Source organism: Clostridium sp. AM34-11AC (assembly GCF_003435375.1).
Classification (GTDB): domain Bacteria; phylum Bacillota; class Clostridia; order Lachnospirales; family Lachnospiraceae; genus Pilosibacter; species Pilosibacter fragilis.
This window is the reverse complement of the sequence record NZ_QWGL01000008.1, coordinates 50,934-74,142: the sequence shown is the minus strand read 5'-3', so window position 1 is coordinate 74,142 and position 23,209 is coordinate 50,934. Positions and strand designations below refer to the sequence as shown.

General features: G+C 50.9%; 16 protein-coding genes. 2 read left to right on the top strand and 14 right to left on the bottom strand.

Annotation, left to right across the window (positions count from 1 at the left end):
• The 8 genes from def to DW826_RS07150 form a co-directional block, all read right to left on the bottom strand.
• Positions 1-477, bottom strand: a complete 477-nt coding sequence (gene def, locus DW826_RS07185; protein ID WP_117469670.1) for a peptide deformylase — start codon at positions 475-477, stop codon at positions 1-3.
• Positions 478-514: 37 nt separating this feature from the next.
• Positions 515-2,734, bottom strand: a complete 2,220-nt coding sequence (gene priA, locus DW826_RS07180; RefSeq protein ID WP_117503830.1) for a primosomal protein N' — start codon at positions 2,732-2,734, stop codon at positions 515-517.
• Positions 2,735-2,770: 36 nt separating this feature from the next.
• A complete protein-coding gene (gene murF / locus DW826_RS07175; protein WP_117552426.1) occupies positions 2,771-4,159 on the bottom strand; it encodes a UDP-N-acetylmuramoyl-tripeptide--D-alanyl-D-alanine ligase in 1,389 nt (462 codons plus the stop codon).
• A 49-nt stretch (positions 4,160-4,208) separates the two neighbouring features.
• Positions 4,209-5,702, bottom strand: a complete 1,494-nt coding sequence (locus tag DW826_RS07170; RefSeq protein ID WP_347472303.1) for a UDP-N-acetylmuramoyl-L-alanyl-D-glutamate--2,6-diaminopimelate ligase — start codon at positions 5,700-5,702, stop codon at positions 4,209-4,211.
• A 64-nt stretch (positions 5,703-5,766) separates the two neighbouring features.
• Complete coding sequence (locus tag DW826_RS07165; protein ID WP_117469672.1) at positions 5,767-7,437, bottom strand: formate--tetrahydrofolate ligase; 1,671 nt, start codon at positions 7,435-7,437, stop codon at positions 5,767-5,769.
• 92 nt (positions 7,438-7,529) lie between these two features.
• Positions 7,530-10,826: a DNA translocase FtsK gene (locus DW826_RS07160; protein ID WP_117483686.1), complete on the bottom strand. Its 3,297-nt coding sequence runs from the start codon at positions 10,824-10,826 to the stop codon at positions 7,530-7,532.
• Between the two features lie 107 nt (positions 10,827-10,933).
• The gene (locus tag DW826_RS07155) at positions 10,934-11,608 is read right to left on the bottom strand and encodes an ATP-dependent Clp protease proteolytic subunit (RefSeq protein ID WP_117469676.1); all 675 of its coding nucleotides are present in this window, start codon (positions 11,606-11,608) and stop codon (positions 10,934-10,936) included.
• A gap of 88 nt (positions 11,609-11,696) precedes the next feature.
• A complete protein-coding gene (locus DW826_RS07150) occupies positions 11,697-13,340 on the bottom strand; it encodes an SH3 domain-containing protein (protein ID WP_117469677.1) in 1,644 nt (547 codons plus the stop codon).
• Positions 13,341-13,654: 314 nt separating this feature from the next.
• Between DW826_RS07150 and DW826_RS07145 the strand changes: the two genes are divergently transcribed.
• Positions 13,655-14,221, top strand: coding sequence for a hypothetical protein (locus DW826_RS07145; RefSeq protein ID WP_117469678.1), 567 nt, complete (start codon positions 13,655-13,657; stop codon positions 14,219-14,221).
• A 91-nt stretch (positions 14,222-14,312) separates the two neighbouring features.
• On the opposite strand, the gene cls is transcribed toward DW826_RS07145, so the two are convergent.
• Together cls and DW826_RS07135 are read right to left on the bottom strand one after the other, a co-directional pair.
• The gene (gene cls / locus DW826_RS07140; protein WP_181968016.1) at positions 14,313-15,899 is read right to left on the bottom strand and encodes a cardiolipin synthase; all 1,587 of its coding nucleotides are present in this window, start codon (positions 15,897-15,899) and stop codon (positions 14,313-14,315) included.
• Between the two features lie 97 nt (positions 15,900-15,996).
• On the bottom strand, positions 15,997-17,277 hold the full coding sequence (locus DW826_RS07135; protein WP_117483688.1) for an O-acetylhomoserine aminocarboxypropyltransferase/cysteine synthase family protein: 1,281 nt from the start codon (positions 17,275-17,277) through the stop codon (positions 15,997-15,999).
• A 317-nt stretch (positions 17,278-17,594) separates the two neighbouring features.
• Here DW826_RS07135 and DW826_RS07130 point away from each other — a divergent pair, with 317 nt between their 5' ends.
• Positions 17,595-18,116, top strand: coding sequence for a zinc ribbon domain-containing protein (locus DW826_RS07130; protein ID WP_117483689.1), 522 nt, complete (start codon positions 17,595-17,597; stop codon positions 18,114-18,116).
• Between the two features lie 117 nt (positions 18,117-18,233).
• On the opposite strand, the gene DW826_RS07125 is transcribed toward DW826_RS07130, so the two are convergent.
• From DW826_RS07125 to DW826_RS07110, 4 genes are all read right to left on the bottom strand, one after another.
• Positions 18,234-19,112 carry a DUF368 domain-containing protein gene (locus tag DW826_RS07125; protein ID WP_117552405.1) on the bottom strand — a complete coding sequence of 293 codons (879 nt, stop codon included), beginning with the start codon at positions 19,110-19,112 and terminating at the stop codon, positions 18,234-18,236.
• 124 nt (positions 19,113-19,236) lie between these two features.
• The gene (locus DW826_RS07120; protein ID WP_117552404.1) at positions 19,237-21,693 is read right to left on the bottom strand and encodes a DUF6449 domain-containing protein; all 2,457 of its coding nucleotides are present in this window, start codon (positions 21,691-21,693) and stop codon (positions 19,237-19,239) included.
• A complete protein-coding gene (locus DW826_RS07115) occupies positions 21,668-22,567 on the bottom strand; it encodes an ABC transporter ATP-binding protein (RefSeq protein ID WP_117552403.1) in 900 nt (299 codons plus the stop codon). The genes DW826_RS07120 and DW826_RS07115 overlap by 26 nt, the downstream gene beginning before the upstream one ends.
• The gene (locus DW826_RS07110) at positions 22,564-22,953 is read right to left on the bottom strand and encodes a GntR family transcriptional regulator (protein WP_117552402.1); all 390 of its coding nucleotides are present in this window, start codon (positions 22,951-22,953) and stop codon (positions 22,564-22,566) included. Before DW826_RS07110 ends, DW826_RS07115 begins: the two co-directional genes overlap by 4 nt.
• Positions 22,954-23,209 lie beyond the last annotated feature (256 nt).

Sequence of the window (23,209 nt, the reverse complement as noted above, 5' to 3'; positions counted from 1 at the left end):
CTATTCCTCATCCTCTCCGGCTGTATCCTGAAGTTCGCCTTCTACGAGATCGACGTAAAGTTTTCCATCCAGATGGTCGCACTCGTGGAGAATGCATCTCGCAAGAAGTCCGTCTGCCTCGATCACATACTCTTCCATATTCTCATTGAGAGCTTTTGCCTTTACATGATCCGCGCGGGTCACCTGTCCGCATTTTCCCGGAACACTTAAGCAGCCTTCCTGACCGGTCTGGCTTCCGCTCGTCTCGAGGATCTCCGGGTTGATCAGCACATACTGGTTTCCGTCCTCCACATCGATAACCACGACGCGCTTGCGGACACCCACCTGCGGTGCGGCAAGGCCGACGCCGTTATTCTCATACATTGTCTCAAACATATCTTCGATGAGCTCAAGGGTCCTCTCATTCATTTCCTTTACCGGCTTACACTCTTTTGTAAGGATCTCATCTCCGATGGTTCTGATCTGTCTGATTGCCATTTTATCTTATTTCCTCTCAATTTTTTATCGAAAACTACTAAGTCAGATCGTACTGGACGAACACATTCCGGAAAAGATCCGGGATGTTCTCCCGCTTCCGGGCGCAATTTCTGACTTTTAATAGTATATCATAACTTTCATGTTTCATATATAAAATTTTTCTGTAATTATCATTAAGTTTGTAGGGGGAATCCTCCACCGGACCGATGACCTTCAGTCCATCCAGTGCATATTCCCTCAGAATGACCCGTTTCATATCCTCTGACGCACGGATCACATCCGCCTCCCTCTTTGAGGAAAGACTGATAGTCAGAAGCCTCACAAGGGGCGGATATCCCATCATCTTCCGGTACAGAAGCTCCTGCCGGTAAAACTGCAGATAGTCCTGCTCTGCCGCGGAGGATACTGCATAATGGTCCGGCGCATATGTCTGGATCACCACATCTCCCTGAAGCTCCCCGCGCCCGGCCCGCCCGGATGCCTGAGTCAGGAGCTCAAAGGTACGCTCTGCGCTCTTATAGTCCGGTGCATAGAGGGAGAGATCCGCTGCCATGACACCCACAAGGGTCACACTCGCGAAGTCATGACCCTTTACGATCATCTGGGTCCCAATGAGAATATCCGCCCCGCCCTCTGCGAAGGTGGTGAGGATTTCTTCATGAGCCCCTTTTTTTGCCGTGGTGTCCGCATCCATCCTTAAGATCCGGGCCTTTGGAAATTCCCTCTTTGTAAATTCTTCCAGTTTCTGGGTCCCCGTCCCAAAGGGCGCGATAAACGGGGAACCGCAGGACGGACATCGATCCGGCAGCGGCCGTTCAAATCCGCAGTAGTGGCATTTTAACCGTCCGTTTTTGTGGTATGTAAGACTCACATCACAGTGTGGGCATTTCATCGCCTTTCCGCAGGAGCGGCAGGACACAAAGCCCGCATATCCCCGCCGGTTCATGAACAGCATCACCTGCTGCCTGTTCGCCAGCCGGTCCTCGATCAGCCCTTTTAATCTCCGGCTGAAGATCGAGCGGTTTCCCTCTGCGAGTTCTTCTCTCAGATCCACAATATGGACCCCCGCCAGACGGCTGTTCTCCTTTGCCCTCTTTGTGAGGGTCAAAAGCTTATACTCGCCCTGTTCTGCCAGATAATAGCTCTCCACGGACGGTGTCGCAGAGCCTAAGACTACGGCTGCCCGGCTCATATCTGCCCGGACCTTTGCAACCTCCCTGGCATCGTACCGCGGTGCTGTCTCACTCTTGTAAGCTCCCTCATGTTCCTCGTCGATGATGATGAGCCCCAGATCCGGAAACGGTGTGAAAAGAGCGGAACGCGGACCGATCATAATATCGATCTCCCCGTTTGCCGCCCTCTCCGACTGCTCATAGCGCTCTCCCGCCGAAAGTCTGGAATTCATGATACCAACCCGGTTTCCAAATCGCCGGTAAAAACGCATCACGGTCTGGTAAGTCAGGGAGATCTCCGGGATCAGGACGATGGCCTGCCGGCCTTTCCGAAGGACGTAGTCGATGAGCTCCATGTAGACCTCCGTCTTACCGCTTCCCGTGATTCCGTAGAGCAGATAGGTATTACGCTGTCCGGAATCATAGTCCCGGATCACGGTCTCCGCCGCGTTCTTCTGTTCCTGATTCAGGGCAACAGGTCCGGTCTCTGGAAATCTGTTTCCTGCTCCCGGTTCTTTTTTGACTGTTTTCAGGTCCACGATCTCTTTTTCTACTAACGGTTTCAGCATCGCAGCCGTGATGCCGAGCTTTTCGGAAGTCAGCTTCAAAGGCAGCTCCCCGTTTTCAAGAAGTGCCCGGTAAAGCCTTATCCGTGCCCGGTATTTCTTCTTTTCCGCTTCTATAAGCAGCGTTTCGATCTCATTCTTCGGTTTTAAGGAAACGATCACACGTTCTTCCCTCGGCATCACCTTCGCCTTTACGGGAAGAACCGTCTTCAGTGCCTGATTCATCGTGGTGGAATAGCGGTCCTTCATCCAGAAGGCGAGGCAGATCATCTGAGTACGGATCGGGACAGCGCCTGTCTCCACATCCAGGAGCTCTTTCATTTTTTCAGGGTCATAATCTGTCTCTTTTGAGAGACCTACCACGATCCCTTTCCGTTCGGTATTTCCCTTTCCGAAAGGGATATTCACCTGAACTCCGGGCTTTACAAGCTCTTTCAGATGGTCAGGGATCCGGTATTGGAAGATCCGGTCCACATTTTTTACGGAAAGATCAATGATGACATCTGCATACGGTTCCATTTCGGATCCCTCCCTTCTCAAAACTTCCGGCCATTCCTACCTTCCGGCCATCTCCACGAATTGATCTGCCACAGCAGACAATCCCATGGAGTTGGATCCCTTAAAGAGAACGCAGTCTCCGTCCCGGATCTCCGCTTCCAGATATTTCACCATCTCCCCGCAGTCTGAAAATTCCACCACCGGAATCTCCTTTACCGCACGGGCGCCTTCTGCCAGACTCCTGCATGCCTCGCCCAGCGTCACAACAAGATCCACGCCGGAATTGGCCGCGTACTCGCCCACCTCCCTGTGGTAGGCCAGATAATTCCCGCCAAGCTCCTTCATATCCGCAAGGACAGCAATATGGCGTTTTCCCGTGAGTCCCTGAAACACATCGAGAGCCGCCTTCATGGATGCCGGACTCGCGTTGTAAGAGTCATCCATCACCGTAAATCTTCCGTCGGCATAGACCTGCTGGCGGTGTTTGAATCCATGGAAAGTCAGAAGACCCTCCGCGGCTTCTTCCATCGTCATACCGCGTTCACAGCAGACCGCAATGGCTGCCAGAGCGTTCATCACATTGTGTGTGCCCATGACGTTCAAGAGGACTTCCTGGGTTTTTCCCGCATGAACAGCCGTAAACTCCGTTTTTCCGTCCATGAGGACGATGTCCACTGCGCGGTAATCACAGGTTTCCCCGGTGCCATAGTAGACTGTCTTCACACCGGCCTTTCCCCTGGTCCTGCAAAGCATATCATCGTCGCCGTTTAAGATGAGGATGCCGCCATCGGAAAGTCCGTCCTGGATCGTCAGCTTCTCCCTGTAAATATTCTCGCGGGATCCAAGCTGCTCGATGTGGGTGATCCCGATGTTTGTGATCACTGCCACATCCGGCTTCGCGATCCGTGCGATCACGGTAAGTTCACCCGGCTCGCTCATTCCAAGCTCCAGAACACCCACTTCATCTTCTTTTGTGATCTCGGACACGGTAATCGGAACTCCTACCTGACTGTTGCTGTTGCCCGGAGTCTTGTATACATGAAACCGCGCAGAGAGTGCCGCCGCGATCATTTCCCGCGTTGTGGTCTTTCCGACGCTCCCTGTGATACCGACAATGGGCAGTGTCAGACGTTTTCTGAGGTAACGGCCTACGGCCTGAAGTGCTTTTTTCGTGTCATCCACAGCGATCCAGGCACAGGAGGTCTCCGCCATTTCTTCCGTTTTTTCCTTATGCTCACTTGTAAGCACCGCACCGGCTCCCTTTTCGGCAACCTGTTCCAGAAATTTATGTGCATCTACTTTCTCGCCGATGATCGGCACGAAAAGATCTCCGGTCTCAACCTGTCTGGAATCCAGGCGGATCTTGTTTAACATGACACCGTCATCTCCGGAGAGCAGTACGCCTCCGGTGGCAAGGACGATATCCTGAACGCTTACGTTCTCCATTCCTTTCCAATCTCCTTTACTGCTGCAGTCTGCGTCCCTCTGCGGACGATCATACATTATTTACCGCCTCTTCCACGACTTCCCGATCCAGAAAATGATGTTTCACACCTTCGATCTCCTGATAATCCTCATGGCCTTTTCCGATAATGGCGATCATGTCACCCTCCTCGGCGTTCCTGATCGCGTAAAAGATTGCTTCCCGTCTGTCCGGGATCACAAGATATGTTCCGTCCGTCTTCGCAAGGCCCACCTCGATGTCCTTGATGATGTCCTCGTTTTTCTCAAAACGCGGATTGTCGGCCGTAATGATACAGAAATCCGCCATCTTTCCACCGATCTCCCCCATTGAATATCTGCGATCTCTGGCGCGGTTTCCACCACAGCCGAATACACATACGAGACGCTTCGGATGATAATCCCGGAGTGTTGTGAGCAGACTTTCCATGCTGACCGCATTGTGGGCGTAATCCACGATCACACTGCACTTTTTCGATACGTGCGCGATCTCCATGCGACCATCCACGCGGACCTTCACGAGGGATCCAAGGATTGCCTGTTTTGTATGATCATCAAGCACCCCGCTTCCACCGGAAAGCGCCAGAGTGCAGACCGCCAACGCCGCCAGAGCATTATCCGCGTTGAATTTTCCCGGCATCCCTACGCGGACTCTTCCGTCAAGCATGCCGTGGATTGTGAATTCAATTCCCACAAAATCGTGATTTGATGCATAGTGAATGTCATCACCCATGAAATCCGCGTTTCCATTCAGGGCATATGTAAGAAGTCTGCAGGTCGCATCCTTTACGACCTCATCGTAGTGGTCTGTCAGACGATTCACGATCCCCGTTTTGCAGACAGTAAGAAGCCTTGACTTATAAAAAAGATACTCTTCAAAGCTCTTGTGTTCCTTCGGCCCGATATGGTCCGGAGAAATATTTGTGAACAGACCGTAGTCGAACATGATCCCGCCGACCCTGTGAAGCATTAAAGCCTGAGAGGAGACCTCCATCACACAGCACTCACAGCCAGCTTCCACCATTTTATGGAAATAATCCTGCACCACATAGGATTCCGGTGTCGTATTGGAGGTCGGGAATTTCACATCCCCGATGACTGCGCCATTCGTTCCGATGAGACCGGTCTTCTTTCCGGCTGCCTCAAGGACCGCCTTGATCATATAGCTCGTCGTGGTCTTTCCCTTCGTGCCGGTGATCCCGATGGTGATCAGTTTCTCTGCCGGATAACCGAATCGCGCCGCAGAAAGCTCCGCCAGCGCGAGTCGTCCGCTCTCAACCCGGATCACAGTCACATCCGCCGGTACTTCCACTTCTTTTTCTACCACAAGAACTTTACAGCCAGCCCTTAATACGTCCGGAATAAACTCGTGGGAATCCCTGGTGCTGCCCTGAATGCACACGAATACGGAATCCGGTCTTGCCTTTCTCGAATCATAGATCACTTCATCTACGTTCTGGTCCAGACTGCCGCAAACCAGATCGTATTTCATGCGTTTTAACCAATCTCCAATTACCACTGTCGTCATCCTTTCTCATAACCCACACAGGCGGGAACATATGCGCCCGCCTGTGAGTTTTCTTACTTCTTTTTTAGAATAATCCTGTGATCTTTCCGTTCTCGTCCACGTCAATATTGTCCGCTGCCGGTTTCTTCGGAAGTCCCGGCATAGTCATGATGGAACCGGTAAGCGCAACCACAAAGCCTGCGCCCGCGCACACATACGCATCGCGCACAGTCAGGTCAAATCCTTCCGGACGGCCAAGCTTCTTCTGGTCATCGGATAAGGAATACTGGGTCTTCGCCATGCAGACCGGAAGATCGCCAAAGCCCATCTCTGTGATCTTCGCGATCGCCTTTTTTGCCGCCGGTGAGTAGCTTACGCTGCCCGCGCCGTAGATCTCCTTCGCAATGGTCTCGATCTTATCGGAGATTCCCATCTCATCCGGATATAACGGAGCGAAATCACTCGTCTTTTTCTCCAGGGTGTTTATTACCTTCTCTGCGAGTTCAATTCCGCCGTCTCCGCCTTTTGCCCATACCTCGGACAGCGCAAACTCACAGCCTCTCTCCTCGCAGAAGTTCCGGATAAATTCATACTCTGCCTCTGTGTCCGTGAGGAAAGAGTTTAAAGTAACGACAACCGGCACATGGTATTTCTGGATGTTCTCGATGTGTTTCTCAAGGTTTACGATACCTTTCTTCAATGCCTCAAGATTCTCCTCGGAGAGCTGGTCCTTCGGAACACCGCCGTTGTACTTTAACGCGCGGACAGTAGCCACGAGAACAACGGCATCCGGATGGATCCCCGCCTTGCGGCACTTAATATCAAAGAATTTCTCTGCGCCGAGATCTGCGCCGAATCCTGCCTCTGTGATCGCCACATCCGCAAGCTTTAATGCGGTTCTTGTCGCCATAACGCTGTTGCAGCCGTGGGCGATATTCGCAAACGGTCCGCCATGTACAAGAGCTCCCGTGTGCTCTAAGGTCTGTACCAGATTCGGTTTGATGGCATCCTTTAAGAGAGCTGCCATGGAGCCGACCGCGTTGAGATCCTTCGCTGTCACCGGCTCACCCGCAAAATTATACGCTACAATGATCCTTCCGAGGCGCTCCTTCAAGTCCTTCATATCCGTTGCCAGACAGAGGATCGCCATGATCTCGGAGGCAACCGTGATCACAAAATGGTCTTCGCGGACGAAACCGTCTGCCTTTGCGCCGAGTCCCACTACAATGTTTCTCAGCACACGGTCGTTCATGTCAAGACATCTCTTCCAGAGGATCTGTCTCGGGTCGATTCCAAGAGTATTTCCCTGCTGAATATGGTTGTCAAGAAGTGCTGCCAACAGGTTGTTCGCTGTCGTGATCGCATGGAAATCACCGGTAAAATGAAGGTTTAAGTCCTCCATCGGAACGACCTGCGCATATCCGCCGCCGGCTGCTCCGCCCTTGATTCCAAAGCACGGTCCGAGGGATGGCTCACGGAGAGCAAGCATTGCTTTCTTTCCGCACTTTGTCATCGCCTGTGCAAGTCCGATACTGGTTGTGGTCTTTCCCTCTCCTGCCGGAGTCGGGTTGATCGCTGTCACCAGAACGAGTTTTCCATCCGGTCTGTCCTTGATCTCCTGCCAGAGCTCATTGGAGATCTTTGCCTTGTACTTTCCGTAAAGTTCCAAATCGTCCTCAGTAATTCCATATTGGGACGCAACGGTGGTAATCGGGAGCATCTTCGTCTCCTGTGCAATCTCGATATCGGTCTTCATAATCGGTATCCTCCTTTTGTAGTAGCATATCATTTCTGTGGATCTGCGGATTCCGCAGCCGGCAGCCATTTCAATTTCAACAGCCGCAGGCTTTAGTACCCCGCTTCCAGGAATTCTTCGAACTCTTCCATGGACATCAGGATCTTCCTTGGCTTCGTTCCTTCCTCTTCCCCTACAACACCGGCCTCGGCAAGCTGATCCATGATCCGGGCAGCACGGTTAAAGCCGATCTTGAACATTCTCTGAAGCATGCCGATCGACGCTTTATCCTTCTCGATAATGAACTTGCCCGCATCGGTAAACAATGCGTCCCGCTCATTCTGTCCGCCCGCTCCTCCGGCTAAGGAGGACTGGGTCAGTTTTTTCTCGATTTCCGTGTTATATCCTGTATCCTCGTTCTGTTCTTTTAAGAACTCGGTTACATTTGACACCTCGCCGTCCGATACAAAAGCGCCCTGCACACGGAGCGGCTTCGGATAACCGGACGGGTAAAACAGCATATCGCCGTTTCCTAACAGTTTCTCTGCGCCGTTCATGTCGAGGATCGTTCTCGAATCCACGCCGGACGCAACAGAGAACGCGATCCGTGACGGCACGTTCGCTTTGATCACACCTGTGATGACATTGACGGACGGACGCTGGGTCGCGATAACAAGATGAATTCCCGCTGCCCGGGCAAGCTGTGCCAGACGGCAGATCGCGTCCTCCACCTCGTTTGAGGCAACCATCATGAGATCCGCCAGCTCGTCGATAATGATCACGAGCTGCGGCAGTTTCTTCGGAATCTGGTCCGCAGGGATATCCCCGCTCTCCGCCAGAGTCTGCACCTTCGCGTTATACCCTTTCAGGTCGCGGACATTCGAGGAAGCGAACTTATTGTATCGTTCCATCATCTCTGCAACTGCCCAGTTGAGGGCACCGGCCGCCTTCTTCGGGTCGGTGACTACCGGGATCAGCAGATGTGGGATTCCGTTATAGACGGAAAGTTCAACCACCTTCGGATCGATCATAATGAGCTTCACATCATCCGGGGATGAGCGGTAGATCAGGCTCATGATCATCGTGTTGATCCCTACTGATTTACCGGAACCAGTCTGCCCGGCGATCAGAAGGTGCGGCATCTTTGCGAGGTCTGCAATGACTACCTGTCCGCCGATGTCCTTACCCACCGCAAAAGCCAGTGTCGATTTATGATTTTTAAATTCCGGGCTCTCTAAAAGGTCACGCAGATAGACCATGCTGTTGACCTTGTTCGGCACCTCGATTCCCACAGCTGCTTTTCCGGGGATCGGCGCCTCGATACGGATATCTGCCGCCGCAAGGTTTAACTTGATATCGTCCGCCAGCGACAGGATCCGGCTCACTTTTACCCCCTGCTCCGGGTGAAGTTCGTACCGGGTAACGGTCGGCCCACAGCTGATATTCGTAACAGTGACTCCGACACCAAAGTTTCTTAATGTCTGCTGGAGCTTGATCGCCGTATCCTTAAATTCCTGTTCCGACTGCCCCGTCACGGGAGCGCCTTTCTTTAAGAGGTCAAGCGGCGGGATCATATAAGGTTTCTTCGGTTTTTCTTCCGTCTGCCGGATCTCCTTTAATACCTCGTTTCCTGCCTCTTCCCTCTCGGCTGCTTCCCGCTTTCTTATTTCCGCCTTTTTCTTTATAATCTCTTCTGTATCTGTTTCAATGACTTTTCCGGACGCGGTCACGACCTGACGGTGTTGGTGTTCTTCGGACGGTTCCTTAGCGGCAGGAGGTTCAGGGGATTTCACGTTGCTGCCGTGTGTCACCGCATACGCGCGGCTTCCCGGCTCTGCTGCCTGAATCCAGTAGTCCTCATTTTCCACATAAGGTTCTGTGTCGAGAAATTCGTCATCTGAAAGATCGCTCATGGATCCTTCTCCGGATACAGGAATTCCGGCCGTCTTTTCATTTTCTTCCGTCTCCGGGAACTCGGTTTTTTCCTCCTCTGCCGTCTTCGAAGTCTCTGCAGTTTCGTCTGGCTCTGCAATTTTGTCTGGTTTGGCATTCTCTGCACGGAGTCCGTCCGCTCTTCTCTCCGTGTCCCTTCTCATGGACTCAAAGATCTCGTCATCGTCCGCCGCGGGCTCATCTAACGGGATATCCGGGATATTGGATAAGACGGACACCTTCGGTTTTTTCTCCCAGGCCTTTGTCTCCCTTTTCTTTTCGTCCGGGAACATATCCTCATCATCAAAGGCACTCTCCCCATGACTGATAAACACGTCCTCATCCTCATGGATTCCGGCCGGGACAGCATCTTCCTCAAACGGAACGCGTTCCACATCCTTCATCGCGTCTTCTCCGGACCGGCCTTCCTTACTCTGATCCTCACTGGAAGACTCCGGATTTTCTACCGGCCTGCCTCCCATCGTGATCTTTCCTTTAAAGATATCTGCAGGATCCGGCTGCATACTTCCTGTCTCCGCCTTCGGATCCGCCGTTTCTTCTTTATATGTATCGGAAACATCTATTTCCTGTTTCGTCTCATCTGCCTCGGACACAGCCTCAGCATCCACAACGCCCATATAGCCACCGGCAATTCCACCGAAATCCGGAGTTCTCGAGAGATCGGTCGCAGCAAGATCCACGCCCTGAACGCGCTGCTCTTCCCGGAGTCTGCGTTTTTCCTCCTGACGTTCCTCGTGGAGCTCTTTTCTTCTGCTGTAGTCTTCCTTTGCATACCGATATGCCTTTCCACTTCCGCTCTTAACAGCGGACACGAAGGATTTTTCCGTGATGCACACCAGTGAGATGATCATAAATACGAGAAGGACCACATAGGCCCCGATGGTTCCCACCGCTGTGTGGAGAACCATAACAAGGACACCGCCGATCACGCCGCCGCCAAGTCCACTTACTCCGGCGGACTTATAGATGTCGAGGATCGTCTGACCTTCCCGGTATCCGCCGCCGAACACAAGCTGCGCAAGACCACAGAGCACGATCAGAAGGACTTCCACCGCGATCATCTTGTAGACTGCCCGGATATTTCCCTTATTCGAAGCGTAGAATAACAGTTCTGTGAACAACAATAACGGAGCCAGATAACCGATACAGCCGAACACGCCCAGCATGATCCGGCTGAAAAAGTCACCGAGGAATCCGCAGATATGGAAGTTGCTCAAGAATAACAGCACACATACCGCGAAGGTGCCGAGGATCACTGCCTCAGACTGTAAGAATCCGGTATCTTCCTCATACTGCGGTTTCGTTTCTCTTCTCTTTTCGGAAGCTCTCGCCCCTGTCCTTGTTGTCTTATTCTTAGGCGTCTGTGCAGATTTCTGCGTTGTCTTTGATGTGGTTTTTGTTCTCGCAGACGCCTGTGATTGTTTTGTCGTTTCTTTTTGTTTTCTGGTTCCAGCCAAGTGCTTTTCCCCCTTTAACTTTACGGGGCAAGTACCCCAAAATATAGTATACAAAAAAAAATGCCAAAATGCAACCGTAAGAAATTATAAATCGAACATATTTTCGGTCAGTCGTTTTTTATCAGCACATTCAGCTTTTCGATGGCGTCCCTGATTCCGCCTTCTCCGTCGATCAGTCCGCACTCCACCGCCTCTTTTCCGACCAGAACCGTCCCGAGATCCTTCGTCAGCATCTTCGTATTGTGCATGAGCCGTTTCATTTTTTCCCGATCGATCCTGCTGTGCTCTGATACAAAGCTTATGATCCGTTCCTCGATCATTTCAAAATATTCGTAGGTCTGTGCCGTCCCGATCACCACCCCGCTCATCCGTACCGGATGAACCAGCATGGTCCCGGTGGGTACGATGAAGGAATAATCTGACGCCACCGCCAACGGCACACCGATGGAGTGGCTGTCCCCGATGACTAAGGAAACCGTCGGCTTGCTGAGGGATGCGATCATCTCCGCCAGTGCAAGCCCGCAGCTCACATCCCCGCCGATGGTATTCACAAGGATCAGGACCCCTCCGATCTTCTCATCGCTCTCCACCTTCGCAAGTTCCGGCAGAATATGTTCATACTTTGTAGTCTTCGTACTCCCGGATAGATTGTCATGCCCTTCGATCTCCCCGATGATAGATAAGAGATGGATCCTCTTACCATTCTCTTCCAGCGTCACCTGTCCGTTCTCCCGGATCCGCTCCTCCTCCGCCTTTGTCTCCTTCTGTTCCTTTTCATTCATAACAAAAAAACTCCTTTCTGACATGCCAGGTACACCCAGTATGTCCAGAAAGGAGTTCTCATATCCATTTTTATCACAATTTACCCGATCAGGACCTGTTTCCAATTACATCCACGATGCACACCGGAGTTCTGTAGTTCCAGGTAGAGATCTTGATTCCGCTTCTTCGGCTCGCTGCGTGGATGATCTGTCCATTGCCGATGTACATGGCAACATGGTTGATCCTTCCGCGGCTGCTTCCGTAGAAGATCAGGTCGCCCGGCTTCATCTGGCTCGACTTGATCCGTTTTCCGCTGTTCGCCTGGGAACCGGAGTAATGCGGAAGAGAAATCCCGAAGTTTTTCATAACCGACATGGTAAATCCGGAACAGTCAGCGCCTCTTGTAAGGCTCGTACCACCCCAGACATATGGATTGCCCAGGAACTTCATCGCGTAGTTTACGATCCGGCTTCTTAAGGAAGCACTTTCTTCCGTCGGTGAGAATTTGATCGCCTCAGACAGGGCATATCGTACTTCCACAAATTCTGAAGAAACATACGCGGAAGAAATCTCATCATTTCCATCGCCTTCTCCGCCCTCATCAAATTCGATCTTTACCCATCCGTCAAGCTGCTCCGCGACATGATACCGCTCATTCTCGGAGATCTGGGTCCAGATTTTCGCGTCGGTGGACGGCTCTGTTCTCGCGTTTAAGCGGTCCGCATGGACGATCGCCATAAGCTCCGCATGGCTCATGGCTGCTTCCTTCGCTGCGTCACCGGTCAGGATATATTCACTCTTTACATATCCGGTAATTCCACCGGAACTGATCTTATACCAGCCGTTGGCGTCCTCTAAGATCTCACATCCGGCATAGCTCGGGAGCTTTCCGATGATCTTTTCGCTCTCACCGGCGCCCGCACGGATATTTAAATAATTGGAAACATTGGATACGCCCGGGCGGTCATAGAAATTTAAGACCATCGCCTTCATATCCAGCTTGTTTGCCTCGTTCATACAGAACCGTTTTTCCGCGTAATCCGCAGAGATATAACCGCCGGAGATCTGATACCATCCATCCGTCTCCCCAAGAAGTTCATGAAGCTCGCCCTGAAGGCACTTTCCAACGATGTTTCCGTCCATAGAAGGTGTCTCACGGATATTTAAATTGTCTGCGGTAATATATACACGTTCCTTTACAAGGTCTTTCGCCGCGGTCTTTGCTTCATCCCCGGTCAGGATATATTCCGCGCTGGCATATCCCTCGACCTCGCCGGAGCTGATCTTATACCAGCCCTCCAGAGTCTCCAGGATCTCGCAGGCACTTCCATCGGAAAGTGTTCCGATCACATTCGCTGCCTCATTCGGGTCTTTCCGGATATTTAAGTAGCCTGTGACCTTCGCGATACCAAGATTCGAGTAGGAATCGATCACTTCTTTAATCTTTGCATCCGTTTCCGCCGACTCGGATTCGATCTCTGCACGGCTCTCCTCCTCTGCCTGAAGAGAAGCTTCCTCCGCACTCTCGCTCTCCGAGGCGGACTCAGATGCAGCCTGCGCCGCCGCCATTTTTCCTTTTACGGCGTTCACGGCCTTTCCGCCAAATACCACCGCCACAACGATCACTGCAAGAACAGCCGCTCCGATCACAAGGATTCCGTACTGTTCCCAGAAAGACGGTTTCCTTCTCCGCTTTCTGCTCGCCTTGTTGATAGAATCCATATAGTTTACTGTATCTTTATCATCATTCATGTGTTTATCTCCATTACTGTTTTCCGTCTTCCTGTACGATACATACGAACAATAGTGTAACATATTTGTAATAAAAAATCAAAATTTTTTCTATTAAAAAAGTATGAACGGATCCGGGGCGATTTTGTATTTTATTTAACACAATTTCAATTCATAATTGATAATATTGCCGGTTTTCTGTATAATATTTTTAAATATTTGTCCATATTGCTGTAGTTTTCCACCACCTGCAGCACGTTTCAAGACAAAGCAGCAACCCGTCCACCTCTGCATAAGTCACCAAGACTTCTCTATACCCCGGGAGGTACCAGCTCATGAAGCACTACACAAGTCCCCGCATCCAGAGAGCGCAGCTATTCCTTATGAAAGTCTCCTCCTATCTGGAGATTGTCTGCGCCCTGATCCTGATCGTCGCGATCCTGATCGCCTTTGTGCCGGTTCCCCACAACCTGTACAGCCTGTATCTCGACAATGGCTTCGATCTTTCCGATTTCATGAAGAAAAGCTTCGATCTCGTCATTGGCGTAGAGCTTTTAAAAATGTTCTGCCGCCATGACATCGACTCCATCGTCGAAGTCCTTCTCTTCTCCGTGGCAAGACAGATGGTCATCGACCACCTTGCCATCAAAGAAGCTCTTATCGGCTGTGTTGCCGTTGCGATCCTCTTCGCTGTCCGCAGGTTTCTCTTCGTACCCATTCTGGATAATCCGGATGAGCAGGAAAGAAAATTAGAAAAAGACCAGTACATCAAAGAACGGATCGCGGACGCGATCGCAGCCTACAAAAAGGAGATTGGCGCAACCTCTTTACGGGAACGCGCAGAATCATCCATCAACACAGCCGCTGCCGACCCGCTGAACGAGAAGGAAGGAAGCGAGTAGAGGAAATTCTCCTCTGCCCGCTTCCTTTTCTTTTTCTGTATGATGCCATCCGGTTCTTTCCCCGCAAGGCCGTTTTTCTCCTGCGTTCTCCCTACATCAACGGTGCGATCAGCCGCATCGCCTTTCCGCAGAACTTATGCAGTGCCGGAAGCGCCTCTACGCTCTCTTTTGTCATCCGCACGCATTTCGGCAGTGTCTCATCAAAATCTTTTTTGATCTGCTCTACCACCGGATTCTCATAAATATAAACCCCGCACTCAAAATTCAGATACTGGCTTCTGAAATCCATATTGACGGATCCAACCACAGCTTTCTCCCCATCGCTGACAAACGTCTTTGAGTGGACAAACCCCGGCAGGTACTCGTAAATCTTTACCCCCGCCTCTATCAGCTCCGTATAGTAAGAATGGGCCAGCATGAACGCTGACTTTTTATCGGGAATATGAGGCATGATGATGACCGTGTCCACCCCGCGCTTTGCCGCATAGGTCAGGGCTGTGATCATATCATCATCGAGCACCAGATAAGGGGTCATAATGTACACATATTTCTTTGCCTGATAGATAATATCCAGATAAAGCTGGTGTCCCACCGCTTCCCCGTCGATCGGGCTGTCAGAAAACGGGATCGAAAATCCGTCCATGTCAAGCTCCGGAGAATGGAAATAATCCCCGGTATCAAGATATGGGCTGTAATCAAAATCCGAATCCGGCTTTTTTGAGCAGACATCCCACATCTGGAGGAACATCACCGTAAAGTTCTTCACGGCTTCTCCCTTCAGGCGGATCGCATTGTCTTTCCAGTGGCCAAACCGGACTTTCCGGTTGATATACTCATCCGCGAGGTTCACGCCGCCGGTGTAGGCGGTATGACCATCGATCACAAGGATCTTTCTGTGATCACGGTTATTCTGGCTTGTAGAGATCGCCGGGCGGATCGGATTGAAGATCCGGCAGCGGATTCCCTTTGCCTCCAGCTCCTTCGGATAGTCGTGGGGCAGGTTGGAAAAGGAGTTCATGCCATCATAGAGGATTCTTACCTCTACGCCCTCTTTCGCCTTCTGCTCAAGGATCTTCAGGATCGAATCCCACAGGATCCCTTTTGAAATAATGAAATATTCGACAAAAATATATCTTCTGGCCTTTTGGAGCTCCTGAAGGACATCCGTATAGAACTCATCTCCCAGCGGAAAATATTTGAAGTTCGTGCGGTCCCAGGTAGGATAGCCGCCGCTTTTCTTCATATAATGGCTGAGATTCGCATTTCTCCGGCTCCTGCGGCTAAGCCGTTCATAGACAGCCGTGTCCTGCTCCAGAAAGTGGTCCGTCCTCTTCTGAACCTCGGCGATCCGTTTGGCGAAGATCTTCGTCTCCATCTGAAGCTGGACAAACACGTAGAACAAGGTTCCGAATACCGGAAACAACAGGACAGGGATCAGCCACGCCATTTTAAAGCTGGCGTTCTGCTTTTCGTTCAGAATATGGATCGTGAGGATCGCACTGATCAAAGCGAAAGAACCGTATCCCCAGGCCTGATATTTGTTATCCAGCCATACATAGATCCAGAAGAAAAACGCCAGCTGCAGCGCGATAAACAGCAGGAAGAACATAGTTCGTCCGAATACGACTCTTAAAAGACCACGCTTTCCTCTTCCCTTCATTTCATCCATTTCGATCATAAATTATGCCTCATATCTTCTGTTAGGCCTCCAGAGACTGTTTCCCCGGCGGCTTCTTGTCATCTGGTCCTCAACACAGCCTGCACATCAGGAGCATTTAATCTTCCAGTGCCTGTCTTAAATCTTCAATAATGTCATCCGCATCCTCAATTCCAACGCTGAGCCGGATCAGGGACGGATCAACTCCCGCCTCCACGAGCTGCTCATCGGTAAGCTGGCGATGGGTATGGCTTGCCGGATGGAGAATACAGGTTCTCGCATCGGCAACATGTGTGACGATGGCAACGAATTTCAGTTTGTCCATGAACTCTCCTGCCGCCCGTCTTCCGCCCTTTAATCCAAAAGAGATCACGCCGCAGCTTCCGTCCGGCATATATTTTTCAGCCAGAGCATGGTACTTATTCTCCTTTAAGCCCGGATAATTGACCCATGCCACGTCCTCTCTCGCAAGCAGCCACTCCGCAACCCTCTGGGCGTTCTCGCAATGCTTCGGCATTCTCAGGTGCAGGGTCTCAAGACCAACATTTAAAAGGAAGGAGTTCATCGGGGACGGGATCGATCCGAGATCGCGCATAAGCTGCGCGGTCGCCTTTGTGATATAGGCTTTCTTACCGAAGCGCTCGGTATACACGATTCCATGATAGGATTCATCCGGTGTGGTAAGTCCCGGAAATTTATCCGCATGGGCATTCCAGTCGAAGTTTCCGCTGTCAACGATGCAGCCTCCGACAGTCATCGCATGTCCGTCCATATATTTTGTGGTAGAATGGGTCACGATATCCGCGCCCCACTCGAACGGCCGGCAGTTGATCGGTGTCGCAAACGTGTTATCCACGATAAGCGGCACCCCATGTCTGTGGGCAAGCCGCGCAAATTTCTCAATATCGAGAACGACAAGAGCCGGGTTCGCGATCGTCTCACCGAATACCATTTTTGTATTCGGACGGAACGCCTTCTCGATCTCCTCCTCCGGTGCGTCCGGATCCACCAGAGTCACATCAATCCCCTGTTTTTTCATTGTCACTGTAAACAGGTTGGAGGTTCCGCCGTAGATCGTCGCTGCGCTGATAATATGGTCACCCGCATTGCAGATATTAAAAGCCGCATAGTAGTTCGCCGCCTGTCCGGAAGATGTGAGCATCGCAGCCACTCCGCCTTCCAGCTCACAGATCTTTTCCGCTACCGCATCATTCGTCGGGTTCGCAAGTCTTGTATAGAAATAGCCATCTTCCTCCAGATCGAACAGTCTTCCCATCTGCTCGCTCGTCTCATATTTAAAAGTTGTGCTCTGATAAATCGGAAGAACTCTCGGCTCTCCGTTCTTTGGTTTCCATCCGCTCTGGATACAGATCGTTGCCGGTTTTCTCTTTTCTCCCATGATCGTTTCCTCCATTATGTCTGACATATGGACTGCGCAGGAAGCGCAGACCTGCTGAATGCTTCTATCATAGCACACTTTATCTTTCGCATCAACCTACTAAAGTCCTATAATTGTTCTGCGGTTACTGTATGCGGGCAGGAATTTTCCGATCTGAAAATTCTGTACAATACAGCGGTGGCATTGGATTTTTCCGCCGCTTCATGAATCTGGCATTGGAAATTGACTTTTTCTTCTAAAAAGATTAAAATAGAGACAATATATCGCCGCCTTTTAAGGCGGCCGTACCAATCCACTTTCGAAAGGAGTTTATTGCAATGGCATTTTTTACAGATATGAAACGCAGCCTCACCGAAACCGGGAAACAGGTTGCCCAGAAGACAAAGGAGCTTTCTGACACGGTCCAGTTAAAGACGCAGCTCTCAAGGGAGAAGGAGGCGCTGAACCGCCAGTATGCGCAGATCGGCAAAAAGGTATTCGAAGCCGCAAATGAAGCAGATGAGGAGGCATACACTGCAGAATTCACCCTGATCCGCGAAAGCTTAAAGACCATCGACGAGCTTCAGGACAAGCTCTCCACCTTAGAAGGATTTATCCACTGTCCGGAATGCGGTGCAAAGATTGAAAAGACCTCTGCTTTCTGCAGCAAGTGCGGCGCAAAGATCGCGGAGGCAAAACCGGAGGGCGACGATATCGATGTTGTCGATACAGCCGAAGCGTCTGAAACCGCCGGAGAAGAAACGACTGCTGAGACCTGCACCTGCGAGGCAGTACCGGATGAGAAGTTTGAGACCGAAGCTGCTGAGACAACTGTGAACGTTACAGAGGATCAGGAATAAGCTATTTCGCAATGGCGGGACCGGTCCTGTGGGACCGGAACTAATAAATCGAGTAAAAAGACCGTCTGTGGGCATAGGATATCTTTCCTATCATTTCCCGCAGACGGTCTTTTTTATTTACCGCTCGCCCACAAATACCGTAATGAAAGCCCCGGCAGCCATGAGGACGATTCCAAATAAGATCTCCCACAGTGACAGGGAGCCGAGCTTCGATACAAGTCCCGTGTTGATAAAGATTGCGATCGGGGACGAGATCACGAGGCCTAAGATCGCGCAGAATGTCTGCACGCCGTACTTTTCAAAGAGGAACGTGATCAGCTTTGCGATCAGAACGATTCCCAAAACCACGCCGATCCCGAACGGCGCCAGGAGCAGGATCCCCTCCTTCATGCCCGCAAGGTCAAAGGCGCGGAGATTGTCAAGGAATGTCTTGATCGTATTGATGATCGCGTAATAATAGCCGAAGATCATCAGCATCATGGAGCCGGAAACACCCGGAATTACCATTGTGGCAGAAGCCACAATACCGAGGATAAATAAGATCACCATATTTCCCGGAGTCACCGCAATCACCGTGAGGGCGTCCTTGCTCTCCTTTAAAAGCGGCATGCCGCCGGAGATCGCAAAGGCGATCACAAAGGCAAGGATTCCAAACACACCGACCCCGCCCGAAGATACCTTTGCCCTCATGGACGAAAAGATCGCCGGAAGTCCACCGAGGATCAGGCCCACAAATGCCATACAGGTAACGAAGGTATGCTTATCGAGCAGGTATTCGATGGCGTAGGTAAAACCCACAATGCCGATTCCGGCGCCGATAATGATCGGGATCAGAAACAGGATACTCTTTTTGAATTCCCGAAACAGGCCGGAGATCGAACCGATGAGCCGGTCATAGATACCGAGAGACACCGCCATTGTTCCTCCGGAAACGCCCGGAATGATGTTCGCGATGCCGATCATGATCCCCTTTATGATATTTCCAAAAAATTCCATGATAAACCTCCGATTTTTCTATCCATATTTCAGATTCAGGAAACGGCAAAACCCGGCAGTTCCCTGCCAGGTTTTTCCTCTCCTATTCAGACTTGTTCGATTATACATGATATTCGTTGATCTATCAATCGTTTTTCATCACTCCGATGCCTTTTCTAACATATTTTGTACTGATTTTACTGTAATTTAACGCTTTCTCAATACACTCCGGAACCGTATCTCCCATGATCCGGTAGACCCGTTCATCCACAGTTCCATTTCCGAAGGAAAAGGCGCTGTCGGGTTTTATGGACACATCGATCTCGATTCCCATCTCATAGGTGCAGAGGCGGTTTCTGTCAAGCATGATCTCCGGCGCACTGGCGAAAAGAATCTCCTCGATCTTCCTTCGGTTCTCCTCCGACCCGTCATTTACGATGGTGAGCATCTTCTGACCGCCATAAGAAACAGCCTTCAATTCCGTTTCTGCCGTCACTCCCCCGCTTTTTTCGCTGATCGGGACGTCCTCTCCTGTGACCGCATTCTCCCCGGCTGCAGTACTCTCATACTCCGTCGGATACAGGATCTTTACCTGTGTGACATCATCCGCAGAGAGCTTCGCTGTCACATCCGTGCCCGCCTGCTTTAAGAGGGCAATCGTCTTTGTAAAGGACGGATAGACCGGAACAAAGTTCACTATCTGCATATCTTCCATCTGGAATCCCTGGGAAGTATAGCCTCTCTGGCTGCTGATCGCGCCGAGATACTCATTCTCCGCCTTTGTGAGAAATCTCAGTGCTGCCACCGGAACCTCGACGGCTCTCTCATTGATGGTGAGCCCTGCCAATTCCTCCTGATACGCCGCGAGGATCTCCGCGCGAAGTGTGTCATCCGCACTCACTTCAAGGATACCACGGTCTGACAGCCAGTAGATCCCCGTGATATTCTCCGGCTGATAGGACATCACCGGATATGTGCCGTCCTTGTACTCCTTCGTCGCATAGATCTCATCCAGGGTACTGCCAAGAACGGAACGGGTGATCCGGTAAGAACGATAAACCGTCTTTCCGTTTTTCTGCCGGTAGCCTGCCTTAACATAGATCATATAGCCGCCGTCATCGCGGTAGCTGTAGGAGCCGTCGCCTTTTATCTGCTGGTTTCTCTGCTGCTTCGCGTTCTCTACCGCCTTTTCCGCAAAGGCACGGACTACAGCGTAATCGGTAAGCTTCATATTTGCGTCCGCGTAATCACTTGAATTCATATAGCGCCAATTATAAGAATCACCGCTCCGGTACGGAAGCCCGCAGTCCGGCTCATTGTCAAGGTTCAGGTCGATGGATGCGGATACGAAGTCCTTTTCGTCCGGAATATAGGAATCATATCCAAAAACGTCCATCCAGAAGGCCCCCACCACCAGAATAGCTATGGCACCTCCGATCACCGTCTGGACCGGATTTGCAAAAAGCTTCGTGAAATCAAAATGATAAATGATCTCGATGAGGCAGCTCGTAAGTACAAGTCCAAGTACAAAGCCGACCGCTGCCCATACGCCGCTGTAGTAGATGCTCCATAAGAATACCGTCGTGGTCACGGTCATCGGAATGAGAAGCAGAATCTTGATCGGCGCCTGAGTCTTCTTAAATGACATGGCCTTTCCCGCCGCCTCCGACGGTCGGATCCTATAGAGGACCAGTGCGATCCCGGTGAGGATCACCGCCGCAAAGATCCCGAGCCCGCAAAGCTTTAAGAGCTCTGCGCCGCTGTCAGCGGTACTCTGCAGCTCCATCTGGATCCTGGAAAATCCATAGTCGATATCGTCATAAAACTGGTCTGAGTGGAACGCATCAAGCCCCGCGCCTGCCAGTTTTGTGAAATAGCCGATGGGGGAACCGTATTTTGCAAGCCAATACACATCGCCTTCTCTTCCCCGTGTCACAAAGAACAGGGATTTTAAGCCCTCGATCAGCAGGGAGACCGCCGGCAAATATCCGTACAGGACGCCTGCGCCGAGGATCGAGATAAAGAGATTCCCTGTGAGAAGCACCGCGATCACCATCACCACATAGATCAGGAGAAATCCGATCATATTGACCGCGAAGGAAGCAAACATCACCTTGAAAAGATCGCCCGCCGCGATCCCGTTTCCGCAGAAAACTCCAAACGCCGCAAACATATTGATCAGGTAAGCGGCCAGGATGATCAGAAATCCGTCAAAGAATTTCACGGTAAACAGCATCTCCCTCTTCACAGGGAGGCTGTTGTAAAAATCGATCTGTTTCTTTGAGTGGAGATACAAAAATCCTGTGAGTCCGAGAATCATCGCCGCGGCTCCGACCACCATGAAGAGGGCATAATTTTCAAAACCCAGGATCTCACCGGCAAGCCGCAGGATCTTCGTCTGACGCAGTGCCTCCGGCACCATATTCTCGTATCCGGTTCCGGAGATCAGCCATTGCTTGTACTGGTTTCCGATCTCTCCGATCCCCATGGCTGCCGCCATCGGCATCGCAAAAAACAGCGCCAGAACCGAAAAACCAATGGCCCAGAGTCGCCGCTTCAGGTCCTCCTTCATAAGTTTAAAAAATAAGTTTCTTGATGTCATATCCTGCCACCTCCGTTTCACTGATAAAGATCTCCTCCAAAGACAGCGGGATCAGCTCGAAGAACAGCGGTTCGCACGCCGCCATCTGCCGTTCTACATTCTCCCTCGAACCGCGGACGGTGATCGTCGCAAGACTTCCCCTGTATTCTGTCTTTAAGATATCAAGCTCCGTAAGATCTTCCACTTTTATGCCGGGTTTTAAGACACACTGGATCTTGTGAATGTTTAACTTCATATCGTCCAGATCCTTAGAGAGCAGGATCCCGCCTTTGTGTAAAAGGCCGACATGATCACAGATATCCTCCAGCTCTCTCAGGTTGTGGGAGGCGATGATCGGAGTCAGATTCCGCTCCGCCATATCGCTCGCGAACAGGCTCTTTACCGCCTGACGCATCACCGGATCCAGACCGTCAAAGGTCTCGTCGCAGAAGATATAGTCCGTTCCCGCGCAGATTCCGTAAATGATGGAAAGCTGTTTTTTCATTCCCTTTGAGAATGTGGAGATCTTTCTCTTTTTGTCCAGATCAAAGGACTGTAAGAGATGGAAAAATCTTGGCTCATCAAAAGCCGGGTAGATAGACTTATAAAATTTCATAAGCTCCAACGGGGTTCCGTTGGCGAAAAAATACTGGTCATCTGAGATATAAAAGAATCTCGATTTCACCGCCGGGTTCTCGTACACGTTTTCACCATCGATCAGCACTGCTCCCTCATCCGGTTTTAAGATTCCGCTGACCATGCGCAGAAATGTACTTTTTCCGGCACCGTTCGTTCCGATCAGTCCGAACACACTGCCGTCCCTGATCTTCGCGCTGATGTGATCGACCGCCAGAATATCATCAAACCGTTTTGTCAATCCACTTGTCTCAATCATGCTTCTCCACCTCCGTTCCTCTTTGCCGCTTTATACTGGATCTCTACCATATTTTTGATCTCATCGCCGGGAATTCCCACCCGGATCGCCTCATCGATCATGTCACTCACCTGAAGGAGAACTTCCTTCTTCCTGTTTTCCTTCATCACTGTATTATCTGCCACAAAACTTCCCTTCCCCTTCACTGTGTAAATATACCCCTGCCGCTCCAGTTCCACATAGGCGCGCTGGATCGTATTCGGGTTGATGGACAGGTCCATCGCAAGAGCCCGCACCGATGGCAGCGGTTCATTCTCTTTCATGACACCGAGCAGCATCAGCTCCTCGAGCTTTGAAACCACCTGTTCGTAGATCGGGCGGCGGTCTTTGTAATCTAATAGAATCATAGGCATCCTCCTTTCTATGCAGCTTGCGACTTTGATGTGCAGCCCTGTACAAAAAGCGCTTATGCAAGCAAGCTTACAGCACACTTTTTCGCACATGTCCGTTCATGTCTCAACTGTATGAATACTCTTAATACACTTAATATAGTAAAAAAGACCCGTAATGTCAATGAACATCACCGGTCTTTTCTCTTACGGAATTCTTACGATACAGTACAGTCTCGTACATGCACAAATTTTCACCAGCTGCCCACCGGCA